23 protein-coding genes, 3 tRNA genes, 1 rRNA gene and 1 riboswitch are annotated in these 25,795 nt (G+C 41.2%); of the genes, 8 read left to right on the forward strand and 19 right to left on the reverse strand.

The window, feature by feature from the left end:
• Positions 1-96: 96 nt before the first annotated feature.
• Together AAEU30_RS10975 and proB are read right to left on the reverse strand one after the other, a co-directional pair.
• Positions 97-1,344 carry a glutamate-5-semialdehyde dehydrogenase gene (locus AAEU30_RS10975; protein WP_421960541.1) on the reverse strand — a complete coding sequence of 416 codons (1,248 nt, stop codon included), beginning with the start codon at positions 1,342-1,344 and terminating at the stop codon, positions 97-99.
• Positions 1,341-2,447 carry a glutamate 5-kinase gene (gene proB / locus AAEU30_RS10980; protein WP_421960542.1) on the reverse strand — a complete coding sequence of 369 codons (1,107 nt, stop codon included), beginning with the start codon at positions 2,445-2,447 and terminating at the stop codon, positions 1,341-1,343. The genes AAEU30_RS10975 and proB overlap by 4 nt, the downstream gene beginning before the upstream one ends.
• Positions 2,448-3,334: 887 nt before the next feature.
• Between proB and AAEU30_RS10985 the strand changes: the two genes are divergently transcribed.
• Together AAEU30_RS10985 and AAEU30_RS10990 are read left to right on the forward strand one after the other, a co-directional pair.
• On the forward strand, positions 3,335-5,188 hold the full coding sequence (locus AAEU30_RS10985; RefSeq protein ID WP_421960543.1) for a cation:proton antiporter: 1,854 nt from the start codon (positions 3,335-3,337) through the stop codon (positions 5,186-5,188).
• Between the two features lie 209 nt (positions 5,189-5,397).
• Positions 5,398-6,654, forward strand: coding sequence for an aromatic amino acid transport family protein (locus AAEU30_RS10990; protein WP_421960544.1), 1,257 nt, complete (start codon positions 5,398-5,400; stop codon positions 6,652-6,654).
• A 257-nt stretch (positions 6,655-6,911) separates the two neighbouring features.
• On the opposite strand, the gene AAEU30_RS10995 is transcribed toward AAEU30_RS10990, so the two are convergent.
• The 4 genes from AAEU30_RS10995 to orn form a co-directional block, all read right to left on the reverse strand.
• Positions 6,912-6,987 (reverse strand) — tRNA-Gly (locus tag AAEU30_RS10995).
• 62 nt (positions 6,988-7,049) lie between these two features.
• Positions 7,050-7,125: transfer RNA gene (locus tag AAEU30_RS11000), tRNA-Gly, on the reverse strand.
• 186 nt (positions 7,126-7,311) lie between these two features.
• Positions 7,312-7,387 (reverse strand) — tRNA-Gly (locus tag AAEU30_RS11005).
• A gap of 155 nt (positions 7,388-7,542) precedes the next feature.
• Positions 7,543-8,088: an oligoribonuclease gene (orn, locus tag AAEU30_RS11010; RefSeq protein ID WP_087534578.1), complete on the reverse strand. Its 546-nt coding sequence runs from the start codon at positions 8,086-8,088 to the stop codon at positions 7,543-7,545.
• 121 nt (positions 8,089-8,209) lie between these two features.
• Between orn and rsgA the strand changes: the two genes are divergently transcribed.
• Together rsgA and asd are read left to right on the forward strand one after the other, a co-directional pair.
• Positions 8,210-9,268: a small ribosomal subunit biogenesis GTPase RsgA gene (rsgA, locus tag AAEU30_RS11015; RefSeq protein ID WP_421960545.1), complete on the forward strand. Its 1,059-nt coding sequence runs from the start codon at positions 8,210-8,212 to the stop codon at positions 9,266-9,268.
• Positions 9,269-9,283: 15 nt separating this feature from the next.
• Complete coding sequence (gene asd, locus AAEU30_RS11020) at positions 9,284-10,150, forward strand: archaetidylserine decarboxylase (RefSeq protein ID WP_421960546.1); 867 nt, start codon at positions 9,284-9,286, stop codon at positions 10,148-10,150.
• 49 nt (positions 10,151-10,199) lie between these two features.
• Here the strand turns inward: asd and AAEU30_RS11025 are convergent, their stop codons facing one another.
• The 8 genes from AAEU30_RS11025 to AAEU30_RS11060 all read right to left on the reverse strand — a co-directional run bounded on the left by AAEU30_RS11025 (position 10,200) and on the right by AAEU30_RS11060 (position 17,784).
• A complete protein-coding gene (locus AAEU30_RS11025) occupies positions 10,200-10,946 on the reverse strand; it encodes a HesA/MoeB/ThiF family protein (RefSeq protein WP_421960547.1) in 747 nt (248 codons plus the stop codon).
• A 3-nt stretch (positions 10,947-10,949) separates the two neighbouring features.
• On the reverse strand, positions 10,950-12,479 hold the full coding sequence (gene thiE, locus AAEU30_RS11030; RefSeq protein ID WP_421960548.1) for a thiamine phosphate synthase: 1,530 nt from the start codon (positions 12,477-12,479) through the stop codon (positions 10,950-10,952).
• Positions 12,480-12,496: 17 nt separating this feature from the next.
• Complete coding sequence (locus tag AAEU30_RS11035) at positions 12,497-13,294, reverse strand: thiazole synthase (RefSeq protein ID WP_421960549.1); 798 nt, start codon at positions 13,292-13,294, stop codon at positions 12,497-12,499.
• A gap of 1 nt (position 13,295) precedes the next feature.
• Positions 13,296-13,493 carry a sulfur carrier protein ThiS gene (thiS, locus tag AAEU30_RS11040; RefSeq protein WP_421960550.1) on the reverse strand — a complete coding sequence of 66 codons (198 nt, stop codon included), beginning with the start codon at positions 13,491-13,493 and terminating at the stop codon, positions 13,296-13,298.
• 7 nt (positions 13,494-13,500) lie between these two features.
• Positions 13,501-14,502: an FAD-dependent oxidoreductase gene (locus tag AAEU30_RS11045; RefSeq protein WP_421960551.1), complete on the reverse strand. Its 1,002-nt coding sequence runs from the start codon at positions 14,500-14,502 to the stop codon at positions 13,501-13,503.
• 84 nt (positions 14,503-14,586) lie between these two features.
• Positions 14,587-16,539: a phosphomethylpyrimidine synthase ThiC gene (thiC, locus tag AAEU30_RS11050; protein WP_421960552.1), complete on the reverse strand. Its 1,953-nt coding sequence runs from the start codon at positions 16,537-16,539 to the stop codon at positions 14,587-14,589.
• A 151-nt stretch (positions 16,540-16,690) separates the two neighbouring features.
• Positions 16,691-16,801, reverse strand: a riboswitch (TPP riboswitch).
• 56 nt (positions 16,802-16,857) lie between these two features.
• Positions 16,858-17,259, reverse strand: coding sequence for an META domain-containing protein (locus AAEU30_RS11055; protein WP_254911264.1), 402 nt, complete (start codon positions 17,257-17,259; stop codon positions 16,858-16,860).
• Positions 17,260-17,388: 129 nt separating this feature from the next.
• Positions 17,389-17,784 (reverse strand): acyl-CoA thioesterase, encoded by a 396-nt coding sequence (locus tag AAEU30_RS11060; protein WP_421960553.1) that lies wholly within the window; start codon positions 17,782-17,784, stop codon positions 17,389-17,391.
• Between the two features lie 120 nt (positions 17,785-17,904).
• On the opposite strand from AAEU30_RS11060, the gene AAEU30_RS11065 reads away from it, so the two are divergent.
• Entirely contained in the window at positions 17,905-19,998 is a 2,094-nt protein-coding gene (locus tag AAEU30_RS11065; protein WP_421960554.1) for a TonB-dependent receptor, read from the forward strand.
• Positions 19,999-20,084: 86 nt separating this feature from the next.
• On the opposite strand, the gene epmA is transcribed toward AAEU30_RS11065, so the two are convergent.
• Positions 20,085-21,059: an elongation factor P--(R)-beta-lysine ligase gene (gene epmA, locus AAEU30_RS11070; RefSeq protein WP_421960555.1), complete on the reverse strand. Its 975-nt coding sequence runs from the start codon at positions 21,057-21,059 to the stop codon at positions 20,085-20,087.
• A gap of 57 nt (positions 21,060-21,116) precedes the next feature.
• Positions 21,117-21,683 (reverse strand): elongation factor P, encoded by a 567-nt coding sequence (gene efp, locus AAEU30_RS11075; protein ID WP_421960556.1) that lies wholly within the window; start codon positions 21,681-21,683, stop codon positions 21,117-21,119.
• A 42-nt stretch (positions 21,684-21,725) separates the two neighbouring features.
• On the opposite strand from efp, the gene epmB reads away from it, so the two are divergent.
• The gene (epmB, locus tag AAEU30_RS11080) at positions 21,726-22,739 is read left to right on the forward strand and encodes an EF-P beta-lysylation protein EpmB (RefSeq protein ID WP_421960557.1); all 1,014 of its coding nucleotides are present in this window, start codon (positions 21,726-21,728) and stop codon (positions 22,737-22,739) included.
• Here the strand turns inward: epmB and AAEU30_RS11085 are convergent.
• A complete protein-coding gene (locus AAEU30_RS11085) occupies positions 22,736-22,945 on the reverse strand; it encodes a hypothetical protein (protein WP_421960558.1) in 210 nt (69 codons plus the stop codon). The genes epmB and AAEU30_RS11085 overlap by 4 nt on opposite strands.
• A gap of 72 nt (positions 22,946-23,017) precedes the next feature.
• On the opposite strand from AAEU30_RS11085, the gene AAEU30_RS11090 reads away from it, so the two are divergent.
• Positions 23,018-23,308 carry a prephenate dehydrogenase gene (locus AAEU30_RS11090; RefSeq protein WP_421960559.1) on the forward strand — a complete coding sequence of 97 codons (291 nt, stop codon included), beginning with the start codon at positions 23,018-23,020 and terminating at the stop codon, positions 23,306-23,308.
• Between the two features lie 42 nt (positions 23,309-23,350).
• Here AAEU30_RS11090 and AAEU30_RS11095 read toward each other — a convergent pair whose 3' ends face one another.
• A complete protein-coding gene (locus tag AAEU30_RS11095) occupies positions 23,351-23,848 on the reverse strand; it encodes a DUF3016 domain-containing protein (RefSeq protein WP_421960560.1) in 498 nt (165 codons plus the stop codon).
• 223 nt (positions 23,849-24,071) lie between these two features.
• Here AAEU30_RS11095 and galE point away from each other — a divergent pair, with 223 nt between their 5' ends.
• A complete protein-coding gene (gene galE / locus AAEU30_RS11100) occupies positions 24,072-25,085 on the forward strand; it encodes a UDP-glucose 4-epimerase GalE (RefSeq protein WP_421960561.1) in 1,014 nt (337 codons plus the stop codon).
• Between the two features lie 595 nt (positions 25,086-25,680).
• On the opposite strand, the gene rrf is transcribed toward galE, so the two are convergent.
• Positions 25,681-25,795, reverse strand: a 5S ribosomal RNA gene (gene rrf / locus AAEU30_RS11105).

The following is a 25,795-nucleotide window of genomic DNA, read 5'->3' on the forward strand; positions in this document are numbered from 1 at the left end:
AACCTGAACTCTGGAGACTAATAAACATATTTGTGATTTAATATCAATACATTAGTACATCTCTTAACCAGAGTTCAGGTTACATAAATAAGTAAATTACTCGCGAACTTGGCCTTCACCATCCACTAGGTATTTTTCTGTTGTAAGCGACTCTAAGCCCATAGGACCATATGCATGCAACTTAGAGGTAGCGATACCAATCTCAGCACCTAAACCTAATTGTGAGCCATCAGAAAAACGTGATGATGCGTTAACCATTACAACTGATGCATCCACACTACGTTGGAATAATTTAGCCGCATCTTGGTTTTTAGTACAAATAACTTCAGTGTGATTTGAACCAAACTGAGCGATGTGATCAATGGCACCAGCAAAATCAGGAACAACTCGAATTGCAATTTCTAAATCAAGGTACTCTTGGCCGAACTCACTATCAGCAAGTACTGTTGCATCATCAAAGTATTTAGCTGCTTGACCATCTGCATTAATTTTAACGCCTTCTTGACGAAGTACGACTGCACATAAATTTAAGAACTCATCTGCTACAGCTTCATGTACGACTAGACCTTCTAATGCATTACAAACACCTGTACGCTGTGTTTTACCATTTAGCAGTAAGTTAAGTGCCACTTCTAAATCAGCATCTTTATCAACATATAGATGACATACACCTTTAAAATGCTGAATCACCGGTATCGTACTGTTATCAGTAACAAAGTTAATTAGCCCTTCACCACCGCGTGGAATAATCAGATCAATGCTTTCTCTTTGCTGCATTAATTCCATAAGCAACGCACGGTCAGGATCTGGGATCACCGAAATAAGCGCAGCTGGCAGATCATTTGCTTCAAGGACTTTGTGCATTACGCTAGCAATGGCTTGTGAGCTTTTAAGCGCTTCTTTACCACCACGTAGAATAACACCGTTACCTGACTTAAAGCACAGCGCACCGGCGTCTGCGGTTACATTTGGGCGTGCTTCATAAATCATACACACCACACCTAGAGGCACGCGCATTTTACGAATTTTAATCCCATTTGGACGCTCTGTAATATCACGAAGCTGACCAACCGGGTCCTCAAGGCTCACAATAACTTCAATCCCCTCAGCCATCGCTTCAATACGCTCATCATTGAGCGTTAAACGATCTATCATTGATGCAGCTAAATTATTGTCTCTGGCAGCTGCTAAATCACTTTCGTTTTCTGAAATTATAAATGCTTTTTGTTCACGTAATGCATTAGCCATTTCCAGTAACATACGGTTTTTTGTCTCGGTATCGAGTAAAGCTAACTGGTGAGCAGCTTTTGCTGCTTGGCGTGAAATATCCGTAATTAAACTCATGACTTCTCCAATAATGCGATATCTTTTTCTGAAATAACCGGACCAATCGAATCTTGCATTTTGTCGCTAAATTCGCTTTGCTCGTTATCAGCTATAAAATTCAATAAACAGCTACTGTAATTGGCCGTTGCTTTAGCAAGGCGTGTACCATCGTTACTACGCACTAAAATCGTATCACCGATAGCAAACTCACCATGTACGGCAACAATCTCATCCCCACGTATACACCCTGTTTCACCTTCAAGCGACTCATCAAATGAACCTTCAACCACAACTTCACCCTGTTCATTTGCAGTGTGAGTCATCCAATGCACAGCTTCTTGCATTGGCTTTTCATAAGGTAAAAAGACTGTACCAGGGTTTATGCCCTCTAATAACTGATTAAATGTTTGCTCTTTAAAACCATTAATTATGTATGTAGTTATACCATGTGAAGTGGCTTTTTCTGCCGCCTCAATTTTGGTTTTCATACCACCGGTGCCAACCGCACTGGTGGCACAGCCAGCCATAGCATAAATTGATTCATCAATAGATTTTATTTCTGGCAGTAGCTCTGCATCATCGTGTAAATTAGGGTTTTTGTTATAAAGCCCATCTACATCAGAGAAAATCATTAATGCATCAGCATCTGCTGCAGCTGCAACCATGGCTGATAAATTATCGTTGTCACCAACTTTCAAATCATCGGTGGTTACCGTGTCATTTTCATTCATGATAGGTAATACGCCATGCTCTAGTAATGTGAACACGGTTTCACGAATGCTTTCATAACGTTCACGGTCACGTAAATCACCATGAGTTAATAAAATTTGCGCAGACGGAAAATCAAAAAAACGGTCCCACATCGCCATCATTTCTGTTTGGCCTGCCGCCGCCATAGCTTTTTTCATGGTAACGGTGCGTTCTTGTTGATCAGGGAATAAATGCGCGCCAGCAGCTACCGAGCCCGACGAAACTAAAATAACTTCAATGCCACGACTACGGCAACGAACAATAAACTGTGCGATAGTTAATAAATAACGAGAACGACAACCATCTTGATCCGGAGCGATTAGAGCGCTACCAACTTTAAGTACAATACGTCGCCAATTTAACTTTTGCATAATGTGTTTCAACTTTCCATTTAACTGTTACTTCTTAAAGAGAAGTAAGAAAACAATCACTTAGCTTTAAAGCTAAGATACGAGTTTACATTTTGTATGTCCAAATACACCTTTTACACACTCACCCAAAAACACACACCTTTAATTAAAAAGTGAATTTTAGATATAGCATAACTTTTACTCAATCATTAGATTGAACAGTTATAAAGTAAAATAAAAAGTGTTGTTTATGCATCGCTGTAAAAAGCTGTGTGAAGCTTCTTTATTAACAACATACATAGAGCCTCTAAAGTCAGGTACACCAACAGATAGGGTGATGACTCAAGGACCGAGATTTGTTCACCACGATGGGCGCCAAATATTGAATAGGTAACAATTCAACTCAAAATATAAAAACGGCAGTTATATGCCCTTATCATTACAAGTGAACTAATACCCAAAAATGAGTAAATACATACAAATTGTATTCAAAACAATTAATCTATTGAATATTAAGCAAATAAATATAATAACCTTCATTTAAGTAAGTATAATTTTAACTGACTTAAAAATAACTATATGTATTCGCTTATACCTAACTAGTAACTAATTAGACAACAAATTGTTTGAACACTAACTATAATACGCTAAAATCGTCTGTAAGATCAAGGCTATATTTTATTCACCTACCCACACCTACCTTAAGAAAAATAAAATATCACTATTTATCAATATGTTGCATTAACATGAAATTTTTATGTAATTGCGTTAATCGCTAAAGAAAAATAATTTCTACAAAAAAACAATAAACAGCTAAAATTCAATTAAGATAAATGAACATATCCCTGTATTATTAGTTTTGCTAGCCTTACTCTTAACTGAAGTAATAAATAAGGAATACCTCTTTTATGTCAGCTATTTATATCGCAGGGATCGCTCTTTGCTCTGTTCTTGCCCAGTGGGTTGCATGGGCTTTTCGCGTCCCAGCAATTCTATTTTTACTGTTAACGGGTTTATTACTAGGTCCTGCTACGGGCTTATTAGACCCAGATGCATTACTCGGCGATTTACTGTTTCCCGTTGTTTCGTTAAGTGTTGCCGTTATTTTATTTGAAGGCTCGCTTACCTTACATTTCAAAGAACTTAAAGGTATAGGCAAGGTAGTTCGAAACCTATGCTCCATAGGGATGATAGCTACCTGTATTATCATTAGCCTCAGCGCTTACTGGATTTTAGAGCTCAACTGGCGCGTGGCTGCCGTATTAGGTGCCGTTTTGGTCGTTACCGGCCCCACGGTTATCGCCCCCCTATTAAATTCGATGCGGCCTACCCAAGACATCGATCGCATTCTACGTTGGGAAGGTATTGTAATAGACCCTATTGGAGCGCTGTTTGCCGTATTGGTTTTTGAAGCCGTAATGTTGGTTGGTCAAGGTGAGGTCTTTGTTCATACTATCATCGCACTCTTTAAAACCCTCGGGGTTGGCTTATCGATTGGTGTAGTGGCGGGCTGGCTTACGACTCTATTAATTCGTAAAGAATGGCTACCATTTGAGTTACATAAATTTGGTATTTTAGCTTTAGTGCTTATTAGCTTTACCATCTCTAACCACTTAAGTCATGAATCGGGACTACTTGCTGTAACAGTCTTTGGTATTTGGCTGGCGAACCAAGATGACCTAGAAATCGACTCTGTTTTGGAGTTTAAAGAAGACTTGTCGATGATTTTAATTTCGACGCTATTTATACTCTTAGCAGCAAGGTTACAGCTATCAGACTTAATGATGCTTGACGGTGATGTATTTATATTTTTAGCTGTTGTGCTATTTATTGCGCGACCAGTTTGTATTGCCATTTCAACTTTTGGCTCAGACTTGCCGATAAAATCGCGCTTAGTGCTCGGATGGATAGCACCACGTGGTATTGTCGCAGCTGCCGTAGGTTCGGTATTTGCGCTAAGTATGATGGAAGCAGGTGTCGCAGACGCAGAAAAAATAGTTCCGTTAATTTTTACCGTCATTATTATTACTGTAGTGCTACAAAGCTTAACTGCTATTCCTGTTGCTAAGTTACTCGGTGTTCGCCAACCTTCACCGAATACAATTTTAATCATTGGTGCAAACCATGTTGCTCGCGCAATAGCTAAAGGATTAAATGATCAAAATATTCCTGTGCATTTATCAGACCCCGCATGGGAGAACTGTAAAATGGCGAGGATGGATGGTTTGCCTTGTTATTATGGTAACCCGCAATCAGAACACGCTGAGCGCTACTTACCCCTGACGACTATACGCAGCGTACTAGCACTGTCTCCTAACCGACATCATAACGCGCTGGGCGTACAATATTTTTCTCATTTATTAAACGAAAAAAATGTATTTTCACTACGCTCTTCTACAAACCATGCTAAAGCAAACAAAGACAGTGCGACATTTTTGTCACGCCAAATTTTGTTTGGTGACAATGGCGCTTATGCGCGTCTAAGCAGTTTGATTGCGAAAGGTGGCAAAGTAAGCGCAACCCGTATATCTGAAGAGTTTAGTTGGGAGCAATACCAAGAAATGAATAACGAAGCTATTCCGTTATTTATCTTGCACGGAGAAAAAGATAGCGACGATGACTCACCAGTCAAAGTACGACCATTTACCATTAATATGGAAAAACCACCTCAAGAAGGTGAGCGTATAGTTGCTCTACAACCCCCTAAGATGTCAGTGTTAAAAGATCCAAATAACGGTAAAACGAAAGAGCCAAAAGAGTAAAATAATAAAGCTAGGAATTCATTTCCTAGCTTTTTTCTTTAGCTAACAAACTGAAATTATTAACCTAATTAACTACAACCTACTAAAACATGACAACCTGTAACTTTCACCTTACAGCACAGCTATGTTTATACATCGCCAAAAAATGCATTAGTGCTTCAACTTATATATCCTGCCGCAAAATTATTATTCTAATTGGTGAAGTATAAATGAGCTCATATCAAGATGTAGCACAGTTAGATACATCGACAACAAGTAAAAACAAGTGGAACTTACACGATACTCAGTGGGTTTTGAGTCTATTTGGCACGGCTGTAGGCGCGGGAATTCTGTTTTTACCAATCAATATTGGTATTGGTGGTTTTTGGCCATTAATTATTTTGGCCTGCTTAGCTTTCCCTATGACATTCTTAGCTCACCGAGGTTTAGCACGCTTTGTTTTATCGTCCAACAATAAGGATGCTGATTTTACCGATGTTGTGGAAGAGCACTTTGGAGTCAATGCCGGGCGACTGATTTCATTATTATACTTTTTATCTATCTTTCCGATCTTGCTTATCTATGGTGTAGGACTAACTAATACAGTTGATAGTTTTATCGTTAACCAACTGGGTATGGAGTCACCTTCGAGAGTATTACTTTCGGGTATTCTTGTTGCTGGCATGATCAGCTTAATGCTGGGCGGTGAAAAGCTCATGCTGCGCGCGTTTGCTATTTTAGTGTACCCATTAGTTGCTATTTTATTTTTCTTATCTATTTACTTAATTCCAAGTTGGCAAATGCCTAACATGGCTTTTCCGGAATTAAGTGGTTTTGCCAAAACTCTGTGGTTATCTGTACCTATTATTGTTTTTTCATTTAGTCATGCGGCGGCAATTTCAAGCTTTGCCAACGTGCAACGTGGTCACTATGGCAATGATGCAGCTGCAAAATCAGAAGCTATTTTAAAGCGTACCAGCCTATTATTAATTGTTTTTGTGTTGTTATTTGTATTTTCGTGCGTGCTTTCTCTCTCAACAGAGCAAATGGCGCAGGCAAAAGCCCAAAACGTATCTATCTTATCGTACTTAGCAAACATCACTGACAACTCATTTATAGCAACCCTAGGTCCTCTCGTGGCGTTTATAGCTATTACATCATCATTCTTAGGGCATTTTTTAGGAGCGCGTGAAAGCTTTAATGGCTTAGTCACCAAGCAAACCAAACTAAGTATGAAGAACGCTGACAAGTTGGGTGTAGCAATTATGTTTTTTGCTATCTGGTTTTGTGCAGTTAAAAACCCGAGTATCTTAGATATGATGGATCAACTATCAGGTCCTATTATCGCCATGATCTTATTTATCATGCCTATGGTAGCCGTCTTTAAAGTTCCAGCGCTCAAAAAATACCGTGGCAAAAGTGCTTATTTTATCTTATTTATGGGCAGCTTAGCGGTGCTTGCACTGCTGTATAGCTTTATAAAATAATTAGTAAATACAGAAAAGCCCAGCAAATGTCGCCATCTGCTGGGCTTTTATTTGTTTAAAGCAAAGTATGTTGATCTTTTAAGATTAAAATTTGTTTAGTTTCGGCGCGAAGTTTGTAACCAAATGAGCTAAGTAAAAGTCTAGCAAGCAAGAGTGAAAGTTATCGTTGGGATGAAAGCTATATCATGGCTCTTTGGGTACAGCCGTGTTTGGAAGTAGCTAAGGATTGGAAAGTATAAAATGTTAAGAAAAGAGATTGGAGCGGCACACGAGGCTCGAACTCGTGACCTCGACCTTGGCAAGGTCGCGCTCTACCAACTGAGCTAGTGCCGCATTTTATCTAAGTTCTAGAATATTTTATCTTGAAACTTACTCGAATTTCTTTGGTGAGAAATTGGAGCGGCACACGAGGCTCGAACTCGTGACCTCGACCTTGGCAAGGTCGCGCTCTACCAACTGAGCTAGTGCCGCATTCAAAATAGTCAGTAATTTGTCCGTTGCTGCGCGACGAGTCGCGGTAAAACGTTCTGGCAACTGAGCTAGTGCCGCATAAAAAGTTTCTAGTTACAAGATTCAAGTTAAAAGTTAAAAGTTAGAACAGCTTGGAGCTTTCAACTTTTACCTTGAAACTATTAACCAATTTCTTTGGTGAGAAATTGGAGCGGCACACGAGGCTCGAACTCGTGACCTCGACCTTGGCAAGGTCGCGCTCTACCAACTGAGCTAGTGCCGCATTTCTAGGTTCTAGGTTCTATCAACATTAAACCTTGTCCCTTTAACCTTTCTTCTTGAATCTTTAACTTGTGCTCAAGCATACTAACCCCGCGGGGGTTATCGTCTTAAGCGGGGCAGGATTCTACAATAATTCGATGTGTTTGCAAGTATTTTTTACAAATTAAAGAATTTTTCTCGGTAGACTTTCAATTCCATAATGGAATCTTTAATGTCATCGAGTGCAAGATGTGAGCCTTTTTTATTCACTTGCGCTAAAACCTCGGGTTTCCAACGTCTAGCAAGCTCTTTAATAGTGCTCACGTCTAAGTTGCGGTAATGAAAGAAATCTTCCAACTCGCGCATATACTTATTCATAAAGCGTCTATCTTGACCAATAGAGTTTCCACACATGGGCGATGCCCCAGCAGGAACCCATTGCTTTAAAAATTCAATGGTCTGCTCAACAGCATAAGCCTCGTCATAAGTACTTGCCTTACAACGTGCCGTAAGCCCTGATTGACCGTGTTGAGTGGTACACCATTCATCCATCCCATCTAGCAATTCATCGCTCTGATGAATGGCAATTGTTGGGCCTTCAGCCAAGATGTTTAGCTCACTATCGGTGACAACAGTCGCTATTTCGAGTATTTTGTCTGTACTTGGTTCAAGACCTGTCATTTCGAGGTCGAGCCAAATCAGATTTGATTTATGAAAAGACATAATTACCTTGCGGTGCTTTCCTTTAGATCTAACGCATTTAGATATATCATATTAGTATCATCAGTCGACCTAAAGCTTTTTTTTCAAAAAGCGCGACATTTAACTAAGTTATAGGCCAAAAGTGGCAAAACAGAAGAAATTAAGTAAAGGCCAATCCCGTAGGATTAAGGCTAATCACCAAAAACGCTTGTCCAATGCCGACGATAAGTCAGCGAAAGGGACAAATGAGCAACTACAGAACGATAATTTAGGCCCTGCGGAAAATGCAGTGGTTATTAGCCGTTTTGGTCAACATGCCGATATTGAAACCGATAATGGTGATGTACTGCGCTGTAATATTCGTCGTACTGTTAAAGGTATTGTTTGCGGTGATGAAGTGCAATTTCGCCGCGCAAAAGTAAGCGAAGGTGATATAGCGGGTGTTATTGAGGCGATGCATGATCGTCGCTCACAATTAACACGGCCCGATTTTTACGATGGCGTTAAAGTCGTTGCGGCTAATATTGATCAGATACTAATGGTCTCTGCGGTACTCCCTGAGTTTACTGCAAATATTATCGACCGCTATCTAGTGGCTTGTGAAGATATGGGAATTGAGCCTATTTTAGTGCTCAACAAAATAGACCTTATTGACGAACAAGGCCTAAAAGCTATTGAGGAAGTACTCGATATCTATCGTAAACTTGGCTATCAAGTTTTACTGGTGAGTAATAAAACCGCAGCAGGCATAGATGCTTTAAAGCAAACGTTAGTGGGTAAAAATAGCATTTTTGTTGGCCAAAGCGGTGTCGGTAAATCCACACTGGTAAATACCGTGCTACCCGATGCTGAAATATTGACTAAAGAAGTCTCTGAAAACAGTGGTCTTGGTCAACATACAACCACAGTGTCGCGGTTACACCATTTGCCTTCAGGGGGTAATTTAATCGACTCTCCTGGAATAAGAGAGTTTGGTTTATGGCACCTTGAAGTTGAACGAGTTACCTGGTGCTTTAAAGAATTCCGCGAGTTTATTGGCGGTTGTCGCTTTCGCGACTGTAAACATTTAAACGACCCTGGCTGTATTATCCGCCAAGCGGTTGATGATGGTGATATTTCAGAGCTGCGCTTTGACAGTTACCACCGAATTTTAGAAACAATGGCCGATGGCCGTGCTGGAGCTCGCGCTCCGCGCGTTTAATTTAGGAAGAAACAAGTGAGTTTAGATAAATTCAAAATTACCATGCAATATGCAATGCCAAAACATTTTCTATCGCGCATGGTAGGTAAATTAGCTGCTGCAAGGCTGGGTGGCTTAACAACATGGTTAATCAAATTATTTATTAAGCAGTACAAGATAGATATGAGCGAAGCACAATATTCAGATCCCGCTCATTACAAAACCTTTAATGAATTTTTTACCCGTCCGCTAAAAGAAGGTGTTCGCCCATTAAATGCTGAAGCTGAGATAATCGCTCACCCGGTAGATGGGGCAATTAGCCAACTTGGCGCAATTGTTGATGGTCAACTCATTCAGGCTAAAGGTCATGACTACAGCTTACAAGCGTTGCTTGGTGGTTCTGAGCAAGACACCGCCCCATTTTTAGGTGGTGAGTTTGCGACGATTTATTTGGCGCCAAAAGATTATCATCGTATTCATATGCCAATCGACGGCACATTAAGCAAAATGATTTACGTACCAGGTGATTTGTTTTCGGTAAACCCACTAACTGCGCAAAATGTACCTAACTTATTTGCACGTAACGAGCGTGTAGTTGCGATTTTTGATACCGAAATTGGCCCGCTGGCGATGGTATTAGTCGGTGCAACAATTGTCGCTAGTATAGAAACTATTTGGGCAGGTACAGTAACACCACCAGCAGGAAAAGATGTATTTAGTTGGAATTACCCAACCACTGGCGATAACGCAATTACCTTGAAAAAAGGTGAAGAAATGGGCCGCTTTAAGCTCGGCTCTACGGTGATTTTAGCATGGGGCGCTAATCAGGCTGAAATTCTAGCGGATCAGCAACCTGAAACGGTAACCCGCATGGGCACACCTTTCGCCAAAATTACAGAGTAAAGTACTCAACACCATAAAATAGCGCGAGTGTTATCTCGCGCTTTCATTGCTATCCACATTCAGTGCATTGCGCCGCTTTTGTTAATTTAAACTGCTGTTGCGTCAAACTCAATCCATCAAAGCGTACAAACTGGCTCCCCTCATGGTGACCCAATATCAGGTTAATTGCTAATAGCGCCTGCATTGAGCCTATCACTCCTAATAACGGGCTTAATACGCCAGCATTATCACAATTTAACGCTTGCTCTATTGGTTGCTCTGGGAACAGGCAGCCGTAGCAAGGACTATCAGCCTTTCGAAAATCAAAGCACATCAACTGCCCTTCACTGGCTATTGCGGCGCCGGATATCAGCGGAACCCCTACCTTTAAACAAAAGCGATTAACGGTATAACGAGTGGTAAAGTTATCACTGCAATCAAGCACCAAGGTAGCGCCTGTAAAAACTTGCTCGGCATTTTGCTCAGTTAATTGCTGCTCAACTGTATTAACGGTGATTTGACTATTCAAACTGCCAAGCACTTTACCAGCAGCACTCACTTTGGCTTGCCCTAAATGGTTTACCTTATAGAGCACTTGACGTTGTAAGTTAGAAAGCTCCACTTTATCGTCATCTAGTAAAGTAAGCTCTCCCACACCTGAGGCGGCTAAATATAATAGTGCAGGACTGCCTAAACCGCCCGCCCCAACGACCACAACATGGGCTGATTTTAATTTTAGCTGACCTTCAAGCCCAACCTCCTTGAGCATTAAATGACGGCTATAACGCAACTGCTCTTTGTCAGATAATTCACTCATTATTTAATGACCTATGACACTTTGTAAATCTGCAATGGCTTGTTGATAATCATCAGCTTCGGTAATGGCTCGCACCACGGCTACACTACCAACGCCGGTTGCCGCCACTTCACTTGCGCGTGCTAAGTCTATTCCACCAATCGCGACAGTCGGGTAATTTTGCATTAATGGCACAAAATGTTTGAGCTTTTCGAGACCTTGAATTTGTCCTGTCATATCCTTGGTGGTGGTTGGGTAGATGGCGCCAAATGCCATATAACTTGGGCGATAATTATGAGCGCGGATCATTTCATAAAAGCCATGGGTTGAAAGCCCTAAACGCAAACCAGCCTCTTTAATAGCGACTAAATTGGCTTCAAGTAAATCTTCTTGACCTAAATGTACACCGTAAGCACCGTGTTTAATTGCAAGTTGCCAATGATCGTTTATATACACGTTACCTTGATATTTTTGGCCAAGCATAACGGCAGCTGCAACAGCTTCATCAAGCTCACTTTCACTACCCTCTTTGATACGTAACTGCACGGTTTTAATACCTTGCGCTAAGCATTTGTCTAGCCAATCAACAGAGTCAACGACCGCGTATAAGCCAAGTTGCTTATTTTCACACACTGCGAAGTTAGCGGCCATAGTAAACTCATTCGGTGCATCAAAATCTAACTCATCGCCGAGCCAGCTTCCCGCTTCAATCACTTGAGGGTAATCGACAATATTTTGTGGGAAGCTAGTTTGTGCAACAGGGCCAATGCCTTCGCCATAACGCACAGCCGCTTTTAACCCTTGGTTGATATACGCTTTTGCTAAAATAAATGCATCTTTAAGTGGATACTCTTTTGCTAAACACGCCGCAATAACAGACGCCATACTACATCCTGTGCCATGGCTATGCGGTGTAGCTATTTTTTCATTGCCTAGCCAATATTCATTTGTGCCATCAGTGCCATTTTCGCGGCAATAATCTATGCAGTAGCCACTTGGGTAATCCCAATGTCCACCTTTGATCACCACAGCTTTTGCGCCCCAGCTTTGCAGCTTTTCAGCGGCTTCAATAACCGCACTTGGGCCAATTAAGTAAACTCCCGTTAATAACTGGGTTTCGTGCGTATTTGGAGTGATCACATCCACCAGCGGCAATAAACATTCTTTAATTGCGCTAACGGTATCTTCTTCTGTGAGTAAGTCACCACTACTGGCAATAGCGACGGGGTCGTAAACCACTAAAGGAGGTATTGGCCATGTGGCTTTATAATGCTTAATATGCTCACTAATTAACTGTATTTGCTGAACGTTGGCGAGCATGCCTATTTTAATCACGCTCGCTTTCATGTCACTAGCCAAAGCAAGTAGCTGTGATTCAATCACCTCAGTTGATATAGGGTTTAATGCCTCAACACCTAAACTGTTTTGTGCCGTGAGTGCAGTAATGGCTGTGCAGCCATGTACGCCAAAACTTTGCATGGCTTTTATATCAGCTTGAATACCTGCACCGCCGCCAGAGTCTGAGCCTGCAATTGTCCAAACAACTTGATTCATTATGACTTCCTAATTTATTACGTTTGATGCCAAAAAGGCATCCCCATCGTGGGTGTTGATGGCGCGGCAACGTCTTTTTCTGGCATTGCTTTGGCTTTATAAGCAAAACGCCCAGCATCGACCGCCGCTTTAAAGGCATGGCTCATGGTAACAGGGCAACCCGCCCCTGCAATAGCCGAATTTAATAATACCGCATCATAACCAAGTTCAAGTGCTTGGCAAGCATGAGAAGGCAAACCAAGGCCTGCATCAACAATCAATGTTAGCTCTGGTAAGCGCTCACGAATTGTTTTTAAATTATATTGGTTTAATAACCCTTTACCCGTGCCTATTGGCGCTCCCCACGGCATCAACACTTCGCAGCCAACATCTGCTAGGCGCTGGCAAAGCACTAAATCATCAGTGCAATAAGGCAACACTTTAAAACCATCATCCATCAGTATTTTTGTTGCCTCTAGCAAAGCAAATGGGTCTGGCTGAAGGTTATATTCGTCCCCAATCAGTTCGAGCTTTATCCAGTCAGTCGCAAATACTTCACGACACATTTGTGCCAGTGTCACCGCTTCTTTGACACTGTGGCACCCTGCGGTATTAGGGAGTATTTTTAAACCAGTGTCTTTTATTAACTGCCAAAAGTCATCCCCAGCGGATGCACTTTGTTGACGTCTCAGTGAGACAGTAACCACTTGTGCGCCTGAGGCCTTAATTGAATCGGCCATAATCGCAGGAGACGGATAAAGCGCAGAACCAATTAATAAACGACTGGTTATTTGTTCGCCATAAATACTGAAGCTATCAGTGGCTGGAACACTCATACTAACCCCCTTGGATTGGCGAGAGCAGCTCGATGCTATCGCCTTGCGTTATTACAATTTCATCAGTGTTTTTACGTGGAATAAAACCGCCATTTAACGCTACAGCAAAGGGTTCTTTAGCACCAAACTCTGCAAGTACTTTAGCTAGTGTCGTTTGATTTTTAGTTTCAAACGACTGGCCATTAATTGTAATCTTCATTTTTTACCTATTTAATTAACGCAACTGCTTCAGCCACTAAGCTTGGTGCAAGTAAGTAGCCATGTCGGTACAAACCATTAATACTTACCACCTTACCTTGGCGCTTTACCTGTGGGCGATTATCACTAAATGCGGGGCGTAAGCCTGTTTGAATATTGATAATACGTGCTTCAGCAAAACCACTATGCACGGTATACGCCGCCGATAACAACTCAAGAGTTGAGCGTACTGTTGCGGGGCCATTATCTTGCGATTCTATTTCGGTTGCGCCAATCACGTATTCATGATTTGGTTTAGGCGCAATATACAGTGGATATCGCGGGTGCATTAACCGCACAGGGCGCGTAAGATTGACCTCAGGCGCATGTAAACGAATCACTTCACCACGAACACCACGCAACTTGCACTGTGCACTTTTAGCACCTAAGCCTCTGCAATCAATAATGTAATCATATGACTGCTGTAGCTGCTCACAAGCGGTATTGATATTTTTGCCAAAATTAAACTGTAGAGCACGTGCTTTAAGTGTATTAAAGCTTGCTTGATAAAATGCCTGATTATCTATTTGCCCTTCGCAAGGTAAATATACGCCTTGATTGAAGCGCCCAGTTAATTCAGGCTCAAGCTCACTAATATGTGCACCACTTAATTGCTGAGCATGGTGATTAGCTAACGGTTTTAAGCGTTCAGTAAAGCTCTGTAAGTCGCCTTTGTCTTGGTGATGAGCAACCACCAGCGTGCCTTGCTGCTGAAAAAACACGGGTTCATTAAGCTGTGCTAGAATTGCCGGCCAGCGGTTTATTGAGTCAAGCCCCATGAGCGCCAAGTCTTGTTCACACAATACTGATTCAGCTAAAGGCGCAAGCATGGCTGCGGCAACACGCCCAGCACTATTGCGTGCCTGTGCGTCATCAACCTCATAAACCGTTACATTATGCGCTAAGCTCAATTCAAGCGCCGCCAAGCGCCCTGTTAAGCCAAACCCCACCACCGCAATGTTGTAAGACATAATAACCTTAATTCAGTTACGAGTTGCGAGAGTAAAGTTAGCGAGCGGTTCACTCGCTAACTTTCTAACTCGCTAACTTTTTACTTATACCGCTTTATGATAAATCTCTGAGCCGGTTTGCTTAAACTCTTCAGACTTCGCTTTCATTTCAGCCTCTACATCGACCATTTTGATTTCAATGGCATCTCCCACGTTGTTAGGATCTATACCCCTAGCTTCTAGGTCTTTGGCATATTCACGCACTTCTTGGGTGATTTTCATTGAGCAGAATTTTGGCCCACACATAGAACAAAAATGCGCTACTTTGCCAGATTCTTGCGGTAAGGTTTCGTCATGATATTCACGCGCACGCTCAGGATCTAAGCCAATATTGAATTGATCATGCCAGCGGAACTCAAAGCGCGCTTTTGATAACGCATTATCACGCTCTTGAGCGCCTGGGTGACCTTTGGCTAAATCCGCAGCATGGGCAGCAATTTTATAGGTAATCAAGCCTTCTTTTACGTCTTCTTTATTTGGTAAGCCTAAGTGCTCTTTTGGTGTTACGTAACACAACATAGCACAGCCATACCAAGCAATTTGCGCCGCACCAATACCCGACGTAATATGGTCATACCCTGGGGCGATGTCTGTTGTTAATGGACCTAATGTATAAAATGGCGCTTCGTCACAGTGCTTAAGCTGCTCTTCCATATTGTCTTTGATCATGTGCATTGGCACATGGCCCGGGCCTTCAATAAATACCTGTACATCGTGTTTCCACGCTATTTTAGTAAGCTCGCCTAATGTACGTAGCTCACTAAATTGCGCTTCATCGTTAGCATCTGCAATTGAGCCTGGACGCAAGCCATCACCAAGTGAAAAGCATACATCGTATTGTTTTAAAATTTCGCAGATATCTTCAAAGTGAGTGTAAAGGAAGTTTTCTTTATGGTGCGCTAAACACCATTTAGCCATGATTGAACCACCGCGTGACACAATCCCTGTAACTCGTTTAGCCGTCATTGGTACATACCGAAGTAGTACACCTGCGTGAATAGTAAAATAATCAACGCCTTGTTCAGCTTGTTCAATCAAGGTATCGCGGAATATTTCCCAAGTTAAATCCTCTGCTACGCCATTTACTTTTTCAAGGGCTTGGTAAATTGGCACAGTACCGATTGGCACTGGTGAGTTACGTACTACCCACTCTCGCGTCTCATGAATATAGCGCCCAGTTGATAAATCCATTACAGTGTCGGCGCCCCAACGAGTTGACCATACCATTTTTTCAACTTCTTCTTCGATAGAAGAGCTGACCGATGAGTTACCAATATTGGCGTTTACTTTGACTAGAAAGTTACGACCTACAATCATTGGTTCTGTTTCTGGGTGATTAATATTGTTAGGCAGTATTGCGCGGCCTCTAGCGATTTCATCACGAACAAATTCAGGGGTAATAAACTCAGGGATACTCGCTCCGAATGACTCGCCCTTGTGCTGCTCAGCCAATAGTTCTTTACGAATTTCTGCCCGGCCCATATTTTCACGTACTGCCACGTATTCCATTTCAGGCGTGATAATACCTTGGCGCGCATAATGCATTTGCGTGACGTTTTTGCCCGCTTTAGCACGACGAATTTTCGGTAAGTGTTCAAAACGAATATGATCAAGGCCTTCATCAGCCATACGTTGCTGTGAAAATTGTGAGGTCACTGATTCTAAAATTTCAGTATCGTTGCGGCTTTCAATCCATTGTTCGCGGTATTTATCTAAGCCTTTACGTACATCGAGCGTAAACTCAGGATCGGTATAAGGGCCTGATGTATCATATACACGTAGCGGTTCATTCGGTTCATAGATTGGGTTTTCATCTGTACCGCCAACAAAAGTGTCGCTAAGGGTAATCTCACGCATACCCACGCGTACATTTTCTTGCGTACCTTCAACGTACACTTTATGAGAACTTGGAAATGGTTGCCCAGTAAGGTTATAAATATAATCTGATGCGGCCGCACGGGTTTCGCGGCGAGACGGTTTATTTGATGTGTTTGACATGACTTACCTCATTGCTAAAAGGGTTGTCTTGTCAGATATTGCAAACGCAATAGAGAGTAGCAACTGCTACATGGATCGTAGATTGGTATTATTCATGTACTACCAACCTTGGCAGCCACAGTACTTATGGCCCAAAATGGCGCACAAGCACCGTTTTAGGCAGCTTGTTCCCTACGCAGGTGTTAGCCTGATCAGGTTCACGGATCCCGCTTTCGCGATCTCAGCCTTTGAGTTGATACCCAAGGCACTCCGACAAGTAAAAATTCTATATATTGTTCGCTGACGAGTGTACGTTAGTTGCAGTTTTCCTGCAAGGGGTTAGCTTGCAGGAATAAACGCAAATGTTTGCTCGCCATTTAAAATTAGCTGTTGCGATTGCAACTGAATTTGAGCACCTTGCTTTAGTGAGTCCAATAGCTGTTGCTCAAATTGATCTAGCTGCTCGCCACATGACTTTCTAGTCATGCCAAGTTTATTAATGCTTAACTGATTATTAGTTAAATCACCTTCACCAAAAAACTTATTACAACCAGCAAAACCATTAACTTGCAATGCTTCAATAAAGCTTAGCGATGCGCTATAAGACGCAGGAATTGCTAAACCATCTACTCGTGATAGTTGCCACTTAGTGTATTTTAATTGCTCACTGGTGACTGTCCCTGTCGATGAGCAGCCAATACAAAAACCGATAATAAGCATCGGTATTGCTGCTAATTTCATGTAATTACTAACCTAAAACTCAATCGGGACATAATAGCAATAATTAACCACAGATACCGTTAATAATGCATGTTTTTAATGTAAAAAATTGTTCTAAGATAGTAATAAAACTTCAACATCAAAGCGTATTTATGAGGTTTGAAATAAATTATCAATTTCCTTTGGTAAAAAAGGGCGACCTTGTTCATTAACAGAAGTACCAATAACCAACGCTTTAAGCATTACTTTTTCATCATGTTTACGTATTACAGTTTGACGAAAACCAAACTTTAAGCGACTAATACGCTCAGGCTCCACGGCGACATAAAACTCATCACCAGGCACCAGTGATTGTTTGTAATCCATTTCACTGCGCATGACCACAAGGTTTATTTTCTCTCGAGCAAGCTTAGCAAAATCAATACCATTGGCATGTAAGAACTCATGACGTGCATGTTCCAGGTAATTAAAATAAACACTGTTATTTACAATACCTTGTAGGTCACATTCATAATCACGTACTTTAAAGTCAACTTTAAAGGTCATATTAATATTCCTAATTATGTATACTGTGCGCGTTTATAGCATATTTATACAGCTGGTATCACGACTTTAATGAGAATAGTTGTTATCATGCACGTCCCTGAAATGGAGTTAAGAAACCGAATGAAACTACGTCTGTCTTTAATTACTGCCGCGCTACTTCCTCTTGTTAGCGCTTCAGCGCTTGCTGAAGATACTGATCTTGAAAAAATACTCGTTACTGGGGATTTCCAAAAAGAAAGTATTCAAACCCTCAGCGCCAGTGCAAGTTTATTTAGTGAGCACGAAATTAATGAACGTGGTGCAACATTTTTAGATGAAATGCTTGCTAGTGCCGCCAATGTGAATTTTTCGGCAGGGGCATCTCGCGGACGTTATATTCAAATTCGTGGAGTGGGTATGCGCTCTCAGTTCGTTGATCCTATCAACCCATCTGTTGGCTTAGTTATTGACGGTATCAATTATTCAGGCCTTGGCGCTAGTTCGCTGCTATTCGACGTAGACCAAATTGAAATTTACCGTGGCCCGCAGGGGACGCGTTTTGGCGCAGATGGTATGGCTGGTATGATTCAGATGGAATCAGCCGACCCTACTTTTGATCCAAGTGTAAAAGTGCAACTCGGCGCCGGTAACTACAACAGTTATGAAGCAGGTGTTGCCGCAGGTATCGGTATCACTGATAGCACCGCTATACGTGGTAGCATTTATCAACGTGAATCTGACGGTTATCAAGATAACTTATACCTAGATAGACCAACACAGCAACAAGATGAAATGGTTGGCCGCTTTAAACTGCATAGCCAACTTACAGATCATTTACGCTCAGAGCTAAGCGTACATTATATCGATATAAATAACGGCTATGATGCATTTACCCTCGATAACAGTCGTAATAGCGTAGCTGATGAGCCAGGCCAAGATAATCAAGAGAGTATTGCTGTAGGCCTTGCCAATATTTACACTGGCTTTGATTTATTTGATATCAGCTTAAACCTTTCCGGTATTGATAGTGATTTAGTGTATAGCTTTGATGAAGATTGGGTATGTAACGATATAAACAAACCTGAACTTTGCGCTGCTGGCCTTCACCCACAGAGTTACAGTTCAACCGATGCCTATTTTAGAGATCGTCAAGACCAAGCCGCTGAGCTGCAATTTAATGGTAAAGGCGGTAACTGGGTAACAGGGCTTTATTACCAAGGTCGAGATGTTGATTTAGAGCGTCAATATTCCACACCATTAACATCGACTTATGAAACGACAAACACTGCTATATATGGTCAATTAGCCACCCCAATTGGTAACAAGACTACTTTAATCACTGGGCTACGTATTGAACAATATCTAGGAGATTACACCGATAGTAACGGGTTTATTGTTGATACCGACGATATTATGGTAGGTGGAAAAATAGCTCTTGAATACCAAGTGATTGACCGTACAATGATTTACACTAGTTTAACCCGTGGCTACAAAGCGGGTGGTATTAATTCTGAGGCTCTAGCCAAAGCACAAGATTTTGGTCTTGGTGCAGACTTCTTTGAGCAACACACAACTTTTGAACCCGAGTATTTATGGAATGGGGAGTTTGGCGTTAAAGGGAGTTCGCTCGACGACAAGTTTGTATTGCGTTTAGCCGCATTTTATATGTACCGTGAAGACATGCAACTGAAGTCATGGTTGATAGAAGATCAAAAATTCACTGGGTATTTTGATAATGCAGGTTCAGGTGAAAATTACGGCCTTGAAATTGAAGGTAGTTATCAATTAACTGATGACTTATTTATTACTGGTAGCGCTGGTTATTTAGATACAAGGATTAATGACTATATTGCTAGAACAAGCCTGTATTCTCCTCCTATAGATCAAGATGGCCGAGAGCAAGCACAATCACCTAAATATCAATACGCATTTACTGCGCGTTATAACTTCACCAACGAGTTATTTGCGACTATAGGTGTTGAAGGTAAAGATGATTACTACTTCTCTGATAGTCATAACTCGCAAGCACCTAGTGTTAACTTAGTTAATTTCACTGCCGGATACGAGGCGGATATGTGGTCAATTCGTGCGTGGGCACGAAACGTATTTGATGAAGAAGTACCAACTCGCGGATTTGAATTTGGTAACGATCCTACTGACGGTTGGCAAACGCACACCTATACACAATTTGGTGAGCCAATGGTTGCAGGTGTGACATTTATTTACGAATTGTAGAAATGAGTCTCAAGGAACAAGTTTAAAGGTAAAAGTTAAACTACTTTTGCCTTTCCTTGAACCTTGAGCCTTGAGCCTTAAACCTTCTAGGCCCTATCAACATCAAATGCGATGACTTCTTTTATTGTTTGTTTTTGCGTTGCTAGCATCACTAACCTATCAATACCAAGTGCTACACCTGCACATTGTGGTAAACCATGCTCTAACGCGTTAATTAATCGCAAGTCTATGGGTACCTCGTTTAGGTTATTGCTTTTACGATAGGCATTATCATCCTTAAACCTTTTCACTTGCTCCTGAGCGTCTGTAAGCTCATTAAAGCCGTTTGCCAGCTCCATGTGTTGATAATAAAGCTCAAATCGCCCAGCGACGCGCTCATCATGACTACAAATACTTGCTAGAGCTGCTTGAGAGGCCGGGAAATGGTAAATAAAACAAGGCCTATCTTGGCCTATCACCGGCTCAACTTTCATGCAGAATAGCAATTGCAATAATGTATCACGGTGAGACTCATCTGCAGCAATATCAGCAAAACCATGTTCAATAGCAAGTTGTTGTAACTGCTCCAGAGAGGCTGTCAAAGGGTCAAGGCCTAGTACGTGCTCAAATGCACCTTGATAGGTTAAGCGTTCAGCGGGTTGCACATCGAGAACTAACTGCATCAACTCATCTATTTCATCCATTAATGCAAACTCATCAAAGCCAGGGCGGTACCATTCCAACATAGTAAACTCGGGATTATGATGCTTTCCTGCCTCCTCATTTCTAAATGCTTTACAGATTTGATAAATAGCCCCGCTATCAGCCGCTAATAGCCGTTTCATCGCAAACTCAGGCGATGTTTGTAGGTATAAATCTAGTCCAGCAGCATGACCTGGGCCAACAAAATGAGTTTTAAAGCTAGCTAGATGAATATCCGTTACACTTGCTGCACTTAAACTAGGCGTTTCTACTTCCATTACATTACGCTGATAAAAAAACTCGCGAATAATCCGCAAAATTCCGGCACGTTGCTGCAAGGTTGCAACCTGCGCACTTGGCTCCCAAAGATCTGCTGACATATTTTCTCCAAAAAAAATCCCAGCCTTAAGCCGGGATTCTATTAAACAGTGTTGTGCTTACTTAACACGGCCTACGTATTCACCGCTACGAGTGTCTACTTTAATCACTTCGCCAATTTGTACAAACAAAGGAACACGTACTACAGCACCTGTGCTTAATGTAGCTGGCTTACCACCAGTACCCGCAGTGTCACCTTTTAGACCTGGATCTGTTTCTGTGATCTCAAGCTCAACAAAGTTAGGCGGTGTTACAGCGATTGGGCTGCCGTTCCATAATGTAATAGTACAAACATCATTTTCAACGAGCCATTTAACTGTATCACCTAGCGCTTTTTCATCCGCAGCAATTTGCTCAAACGTTTCGTTGTTCATGAAATGCCAAAACTCACCATCGGTATAAAGATAAGCAAGATCAGTATCCATTACATCAGCACCTTCAACTGATTCGCCTGATTTAAATGTTTTTTCAAGCACTTTGCCAGAGATAAGCTTGCGGATACGAACACGGTTAAACGCTTGGCCTTTACCAGGTTTTACCATTTCATTTTCTAAAATACTGCAAGGTTCGCCGTCCATCATAATTTTTAGGCCGCCCTTGAACTCATTAGTGCTATAATTCGCCATCGTTTCCTCTGTCTAATAATTTTTCGAGTAATCTACTTACCAATGATACAAAGAAATGAAGCAAATTTGCATAAAAACTGGCAAAAAGAATTAGCTAATGTAGTTACTTGCCCAAAAACCTTACTAGAAATGGTCGGGCTATCAAGCCAAGTACATGAAAAGGACATAAAAGCTCGCAGTTTATTCCCTGTGCGCGTACCCGTCCCTTTTATAAAAAAAATGCGCTATGGTGATATAAACGACCCACTTTTGCTGCAAGTCATGCCTCGTCATCAAGAGTTTATTGAAAAAACCGGTTTTAGTAATGATCCGCTAGAAGAGCAAGACAATACACAGACAGGCTTACTCCATAAATATAAGTCCAGAGTTCTTGTTATGTTTAAGACGGGTTGTGCGGTCAATTGCAGGTATTGCTTTCGGCGCCACTTTCCCTATCAAGAGAATCAGTTAAACAAACGCAGCTTACTTGATGCACTTGAATATATACAATCAGACAATAATATCAACGAGGTTATTCTCAGTGGCGGCGATCCGCTGATGGCTAAAGATGATGCTATTAGTTGGTTTATGGATGAACTAGAAAAACTACCGCAAATTAAGCGCATGCGTATTCATAGCCGCCTTCCCGTCGTGATCCCAGCGCGTATTACCAATGAACTGTGCCAACGGTTAGCAGACTCCCCTCTTAAAATCGTATTTATCAATCATATAAATCATGCCAATGAGATAGATGATGATTTTAAAAGCGCTATGCAGCAATTAAAAAAGGCAGGTGTAACATTATTAAATCAAGCTGTAATCTTAAAAGAAGTGAACGATTCTAGCTCAGCACAAATTGCGTTGAGTGAAGCATTATTTGATGCAGACATATTGCCTTACTATCTTTATCTATTAGATAAAGTAGCTGGCGCTAGTCATTTTGATATTGCAGAGCAACAAGCACGTAAAATAATGGCAGATATGCTTATTGCATTGCCAGGATTTTTAGTTCCTAAGCTCGTTCGAGAAATTGGTGGTCAGCAAAGCAAAACCCCCATAGATCTCAAATTGATTTAAACGTAAACGTTTACGTTATTGCCTAGCGTAGCCGTAACAGATTTGGCGGGGGTTTGTGCAACGCTAGACGAAGCAGCACCTTCAATTAGTGCTAGAGCAGCTGCACCATCCGCTTGCTGTTGCTTTTTGGCAAGCGCTGCACTATACACTTCTGCACTTTCACCGGCGCCACTCATAGCTGGTAAGTTTCCACCTGATATATTCATAGTTCAATACCTGACTTTTAATTACAATCCACGTACTATATCGGCATTGCAGTCTAAAGCTTTAGGAAAAAAATGGATTCAATTATCGAGCAACTCAACGCCAACTTAAAAATTGTTTACCGTCAAGCACTTGATGCTGATAAAAAGTTAGATGATCTTCAACAACAAGGTCATGGAAAATTCAAAGCACTATTCCCAGCAGATGCTGGATTTAACTTTGAAGCAAAAAGATTTAAACCTTACGTATTAGACGTCGCTGCAGATGTAGAGAGTTTAAGCTCTGATGGTTTAAATGAAGAAAAACTAAAATCAACAGTACTTAAACTACAACAATTATTACAGTTATTAGCAACATTTAAGTAATGTAAAGGCGCTCACTTAAATAAGTCAGCGCCTTAGACATTATTATTGCGGGGTTACTATAGGCATTAGCTCTTTATCAAACCAGTCTGTAATCAAGCGTTTATCATAATAAAACTCTTCATCACGGCCCATCTTAATTCGATCCATAAAGCCCATATCTTTTAATGAGACTTGTTCATTTTCACTTATAGTTTGACCGTCTTTATCCGTCACAGAATAGTTAAATTCAATACGGGGAAAATATATAGGCTTAATAATTCTGAGCTCATTCATACCGCCAAAGCGAACATCACCTGCCAAATCCAGTTCAATTACTTCTACATTAAACTTATACCCTTGTGGTAACTTTTCAGCTAATTTATTGAAGTGCTTTTCAAAGTTTGAAGCTATACGCTTATGATAAGAACCTTTGGTATCATTCGAAGGACGTACATCTCGGTAATCATTAAAATCATGCCACTTAACTGTGGCCTCCCCAGCATGTGCAAAGGCAGGAACTAGAATAATCATTGCCACAGCAATTTTTTTTAATGTATTCATATTTTATTCTCCAATAACACTCGGGGTAACTTTAATTAAAATAATAGCAACTACAACTTAACTATAGCTTAATCCTTTTATCCATCATTGTTATCATTTATATAAAATATGTAATCAAAAAGACAGCCACAAACGTCTATAATAAAAATAATAAATTTAAAACATGTAATAACAGGTAATCTATGGTGAAATTAGCTTAATTCACCTTATATATGGAGATTTCATGACAATTTTAGTAACAGGTGGTGCAGGATATATAGGTTCGCACACAGTAGTTGAGTTATTGGCACAAAATAGTGATGTTGTTGTGATTGATAATTTGAGTAACTCTTCGCTCGAGTCGCTCAACCGAGTAAAAACAATTACGGGTAAAAGTACTCAATTTTATCAAGGCGACATTATTGATAAAAAGTTTCTAGATAATGTTTTTAATAAGCATGATATTGATAGTGTAATACATTTTGCAGGGCTTAAAGCCGTTGGTGAGTCAGTTGCAAAGCCAATTGAATATTATCAAAATAATGTGCAAGGAACTCTCACGTTAGTAGATGCGATGCGAGATGCAGGCGTATTTAAACTTGTTTTTAGCTCATCAGCTACTGTGTATGGTGATCCAGCAAGTTTGCCTATCAGAGAAGATTTCCCTGTAGGCGGCACTACAAACCCTTATGGCACATCTAAGCTAATGGTTGAAATGATGTTACAAGACATCGCTAAATCAGATGAGCGCTTTGCTTTTGCAATATTACGTTATTTTAACCCTGTGGGTGCTCACGAATCAGGCTTAATCGGTGAAGATCCAAATGGTATTCCAAACAACCTACTACCTTATATCTCACAAGTGGCAGTAGGTAAGCTAAAACAATTAGGTGTGTTCGGGGATGACTACAATACAATTGACGGAACCGGCGTTCGGGATTACATTCATGTTGTAGATTTAGCTCTTGGCCACTTAAAAGCACTCAATAAGATCAATCAAGATACTGGTGCACATGTGTATAACCTTGGCACAGGCAATGGCTACTCAGTGCTTGAAATGATCAATGCTTTTAGTAAAGCCTGTGATAAGGAAATTCCTTACCAAGTATCACCACGCAGACCAGGTGATATCGCAGCATGTTTTGCTGCGCCAGAAAAAGCGTCAGAAGAGCTTGGCTGGCAAGCAGAGCGAGGCATTGATACTATGATGCAAGATACCTGGCGCTGGCAACACAATAACCCCAACGGTTATAAATAAAAGCACCCACTTAAACTTATAAAGCCGCTGTTAAGCGGTTTTTTAATGTTTAAAAAAGATGAGTTTTGAGCTTGCCTATTTCTGATAAAGAGTGCGATTTTGCATTCACTTATAAAGAGTGTGAGTTTTTCAAGATTAAAATACAGGCCATTAAAAGAGGCAAGATTTTTTAAAGGTGGTCGTAGCGTTCTTTTATCCGTGGGTATCAAATACTCAACCCACGTTACGGTGTATAGGTTGACGCTGTGCAACTCGCTAGCTTTACTCTCGCTAACTCGCTTGCTATTTCACTTTCCTGCAAACGTAAAAAAGCCCGACTCAATGAGTCGGGCTTTCTTGTATTTGGAGCCATGGTGCGCTACGCAGTAGGATGACCTCGTGGCTACAGCTGTAAAGAGTCGCATAACAAATGCTACACTATCATCGGCCGGGGCGTTCTTTTATCTGTGGGTATCAAATACTCAACCCACGCTACGGTGTATGAATTGACGCTGTGCTACTCGCTAGCTTTACTCTCGCTAACTCGCTTGCTATTTCACTTTCCTGCAAACGTAAAAAAGCCCAACTCAATGAGTCGGGCTTTCTTGTATTTGGAGCCTGGCGATGACCTACTTTCACATAACAAATGCTACACTATCATCGGCGCTGTTTCGTTTCACTACTGAGTTCGGCATGGGGTCAGGTGGGTCCAAAACGCTATTGTCACCAAG

The organism is Pseudoalteromonas mucoides (assembly GCF_049257175.1).
Taxonomy (GTDB): Bacteria; Pseudomonadota; Gammaproteobacteria; order Enterobacterales; family Alteromonadaceae; genus Pseudoalteromonas.

Coding starts and splice junctions, on each gene's coding strand:
- AAEU30_RS10975 (WP_421960541.1), bottom strand. CDS start 1,344: ATGAGTTTAATTACGGATATTTCACGCCAAGCAGCAAAAGCTGCTCAC.
- proB (WP_421960542.1), bottom strand. CDS start 2,447: ATGCAAAAGTTAAATTGGCGACGTATTGTACTTAAAGTTGGTAGCGCT.
- AAEU30_RS10985 (WP_421960543.1), top strand. CDS start 3,335: ATGTCAGCTATTTATATCGCAGGGATCGCTCTTTGCTCTGTTCTTGCC.
- AAEU30_RS10990 (WP_421960544.1), top strand. CDS start 5,398: ATGAGCTCATATCAAGATGTAGCACAGTTAGATACATCGACAACAAGT.
- orn (WP_087534578.1), bottom strand. CDS start 8,088: ATGTCTTTTCATAAATCAAATCTGATTTGGCTCGACCTCGAAATGACA.
- AAEU30_RS11025 (WP_421960547.1), bottom strand. CDS start 10,946: ATGAGTGAATTATCTGACAAAGAGCAGTTGCGTTATAGCCGTCATTTA.
- thiE (WP_421960548.1), bottom strand. CDS start 12,479: ATGAATCAAGTTGTTTGGACAATTGCAGGCTCAGACTCTGGCGGCGGT.
- AAEU30_RS11035 (WP_421960549.1), bottom strand. CDS start 13,294: ATGAGTGTTCCAGCCACTGATAGCTTCAGTATTTATGGCGAACAAATA.
- thiS (WP_421960550.1), bottom strand. CDS start 13,493: ATGAAGATTACAATTAATGGCCAGTCGTTTGAAACTAAAAATCAAACG.
- AAEU30_RS11045 (WP_421960551.1), bottom strand. CDS start 14,502: ATGTCTTACAACATTGCGGTGGTGGGGTTTGGCTTAACAGGGCGCTTG.
- thiC (WP_421960552.1), bottom strand. CDS start 16,539: ATGTCAAACACATCAAATAAACCGTCTCGCCGCGAAACCCGTGCGGCC.
- AAEU30_RS11055 (WP_254911264.1), bottom strand. CDS start 17,259: ATGAAATTAGCAGCAATACCGATGCTTATTATCGGTTTTTGTATTGGC.
- AAEU30_RS11060 (WP_421960553.1), bottom strand. CDS start 17,784: ATGACCTTTAAAGTTGACTTTAAAGTACGTGATTATGAATGTGACCTA.
- AAEU30_RS11065 (WP_421960554.1), top strand. CDS start 17,905: ATGAAACTACGTCTGTCTTTAATTACTGCCGCGCTACTTCCTCTTGTT.
- epmA (WP_421960555.1), bottom strand. CDS start 21,059: ATGTCAGCAGATCTTTGGGAGCCAAGTGCGCAGGTTGCAACCTTGCAG.
- efp (WP_421960556.1), bottom strand. CDS start 21,683: ATGGCGAATTATAGCACTAATGAGTTCAAGGGCGGCCTAAAAATTATG.
- epmB (WP_421960557.1), top strand. CDS start 21,726: ATGATACAAAGAAATGAAGCAAATTTGCATAAAAACTGGCAAAAAGAA.
- AAEU30_RS11085 (WP_421960558.1), bottom strand. CDS start 22,945: ATGAATATATCAGGTGGAAACTTACCAGCTATGAGTGGCGCCGGTGAA.
- AAEU30_RS11090 (WP_421960559.1), top strand. CDS start 23,018: ATGGATTCAATTATCGAGCAACTCAACGCCAACTTAAAAATTGTTTAC.
- AAEU30_RS11095 (WP_421960560.1), bottom strand. CDS start 23,848: ATGAATACATTAAAAAAAATTGCTGTGGCAATGATTATTCTAGTTCCT.
- galE (WP_421960561.1), top strand. CDS start 24,072: ATGACAATTTTAGTAACAGGTGGTGCAGGATATATAGGTTCGCACACA.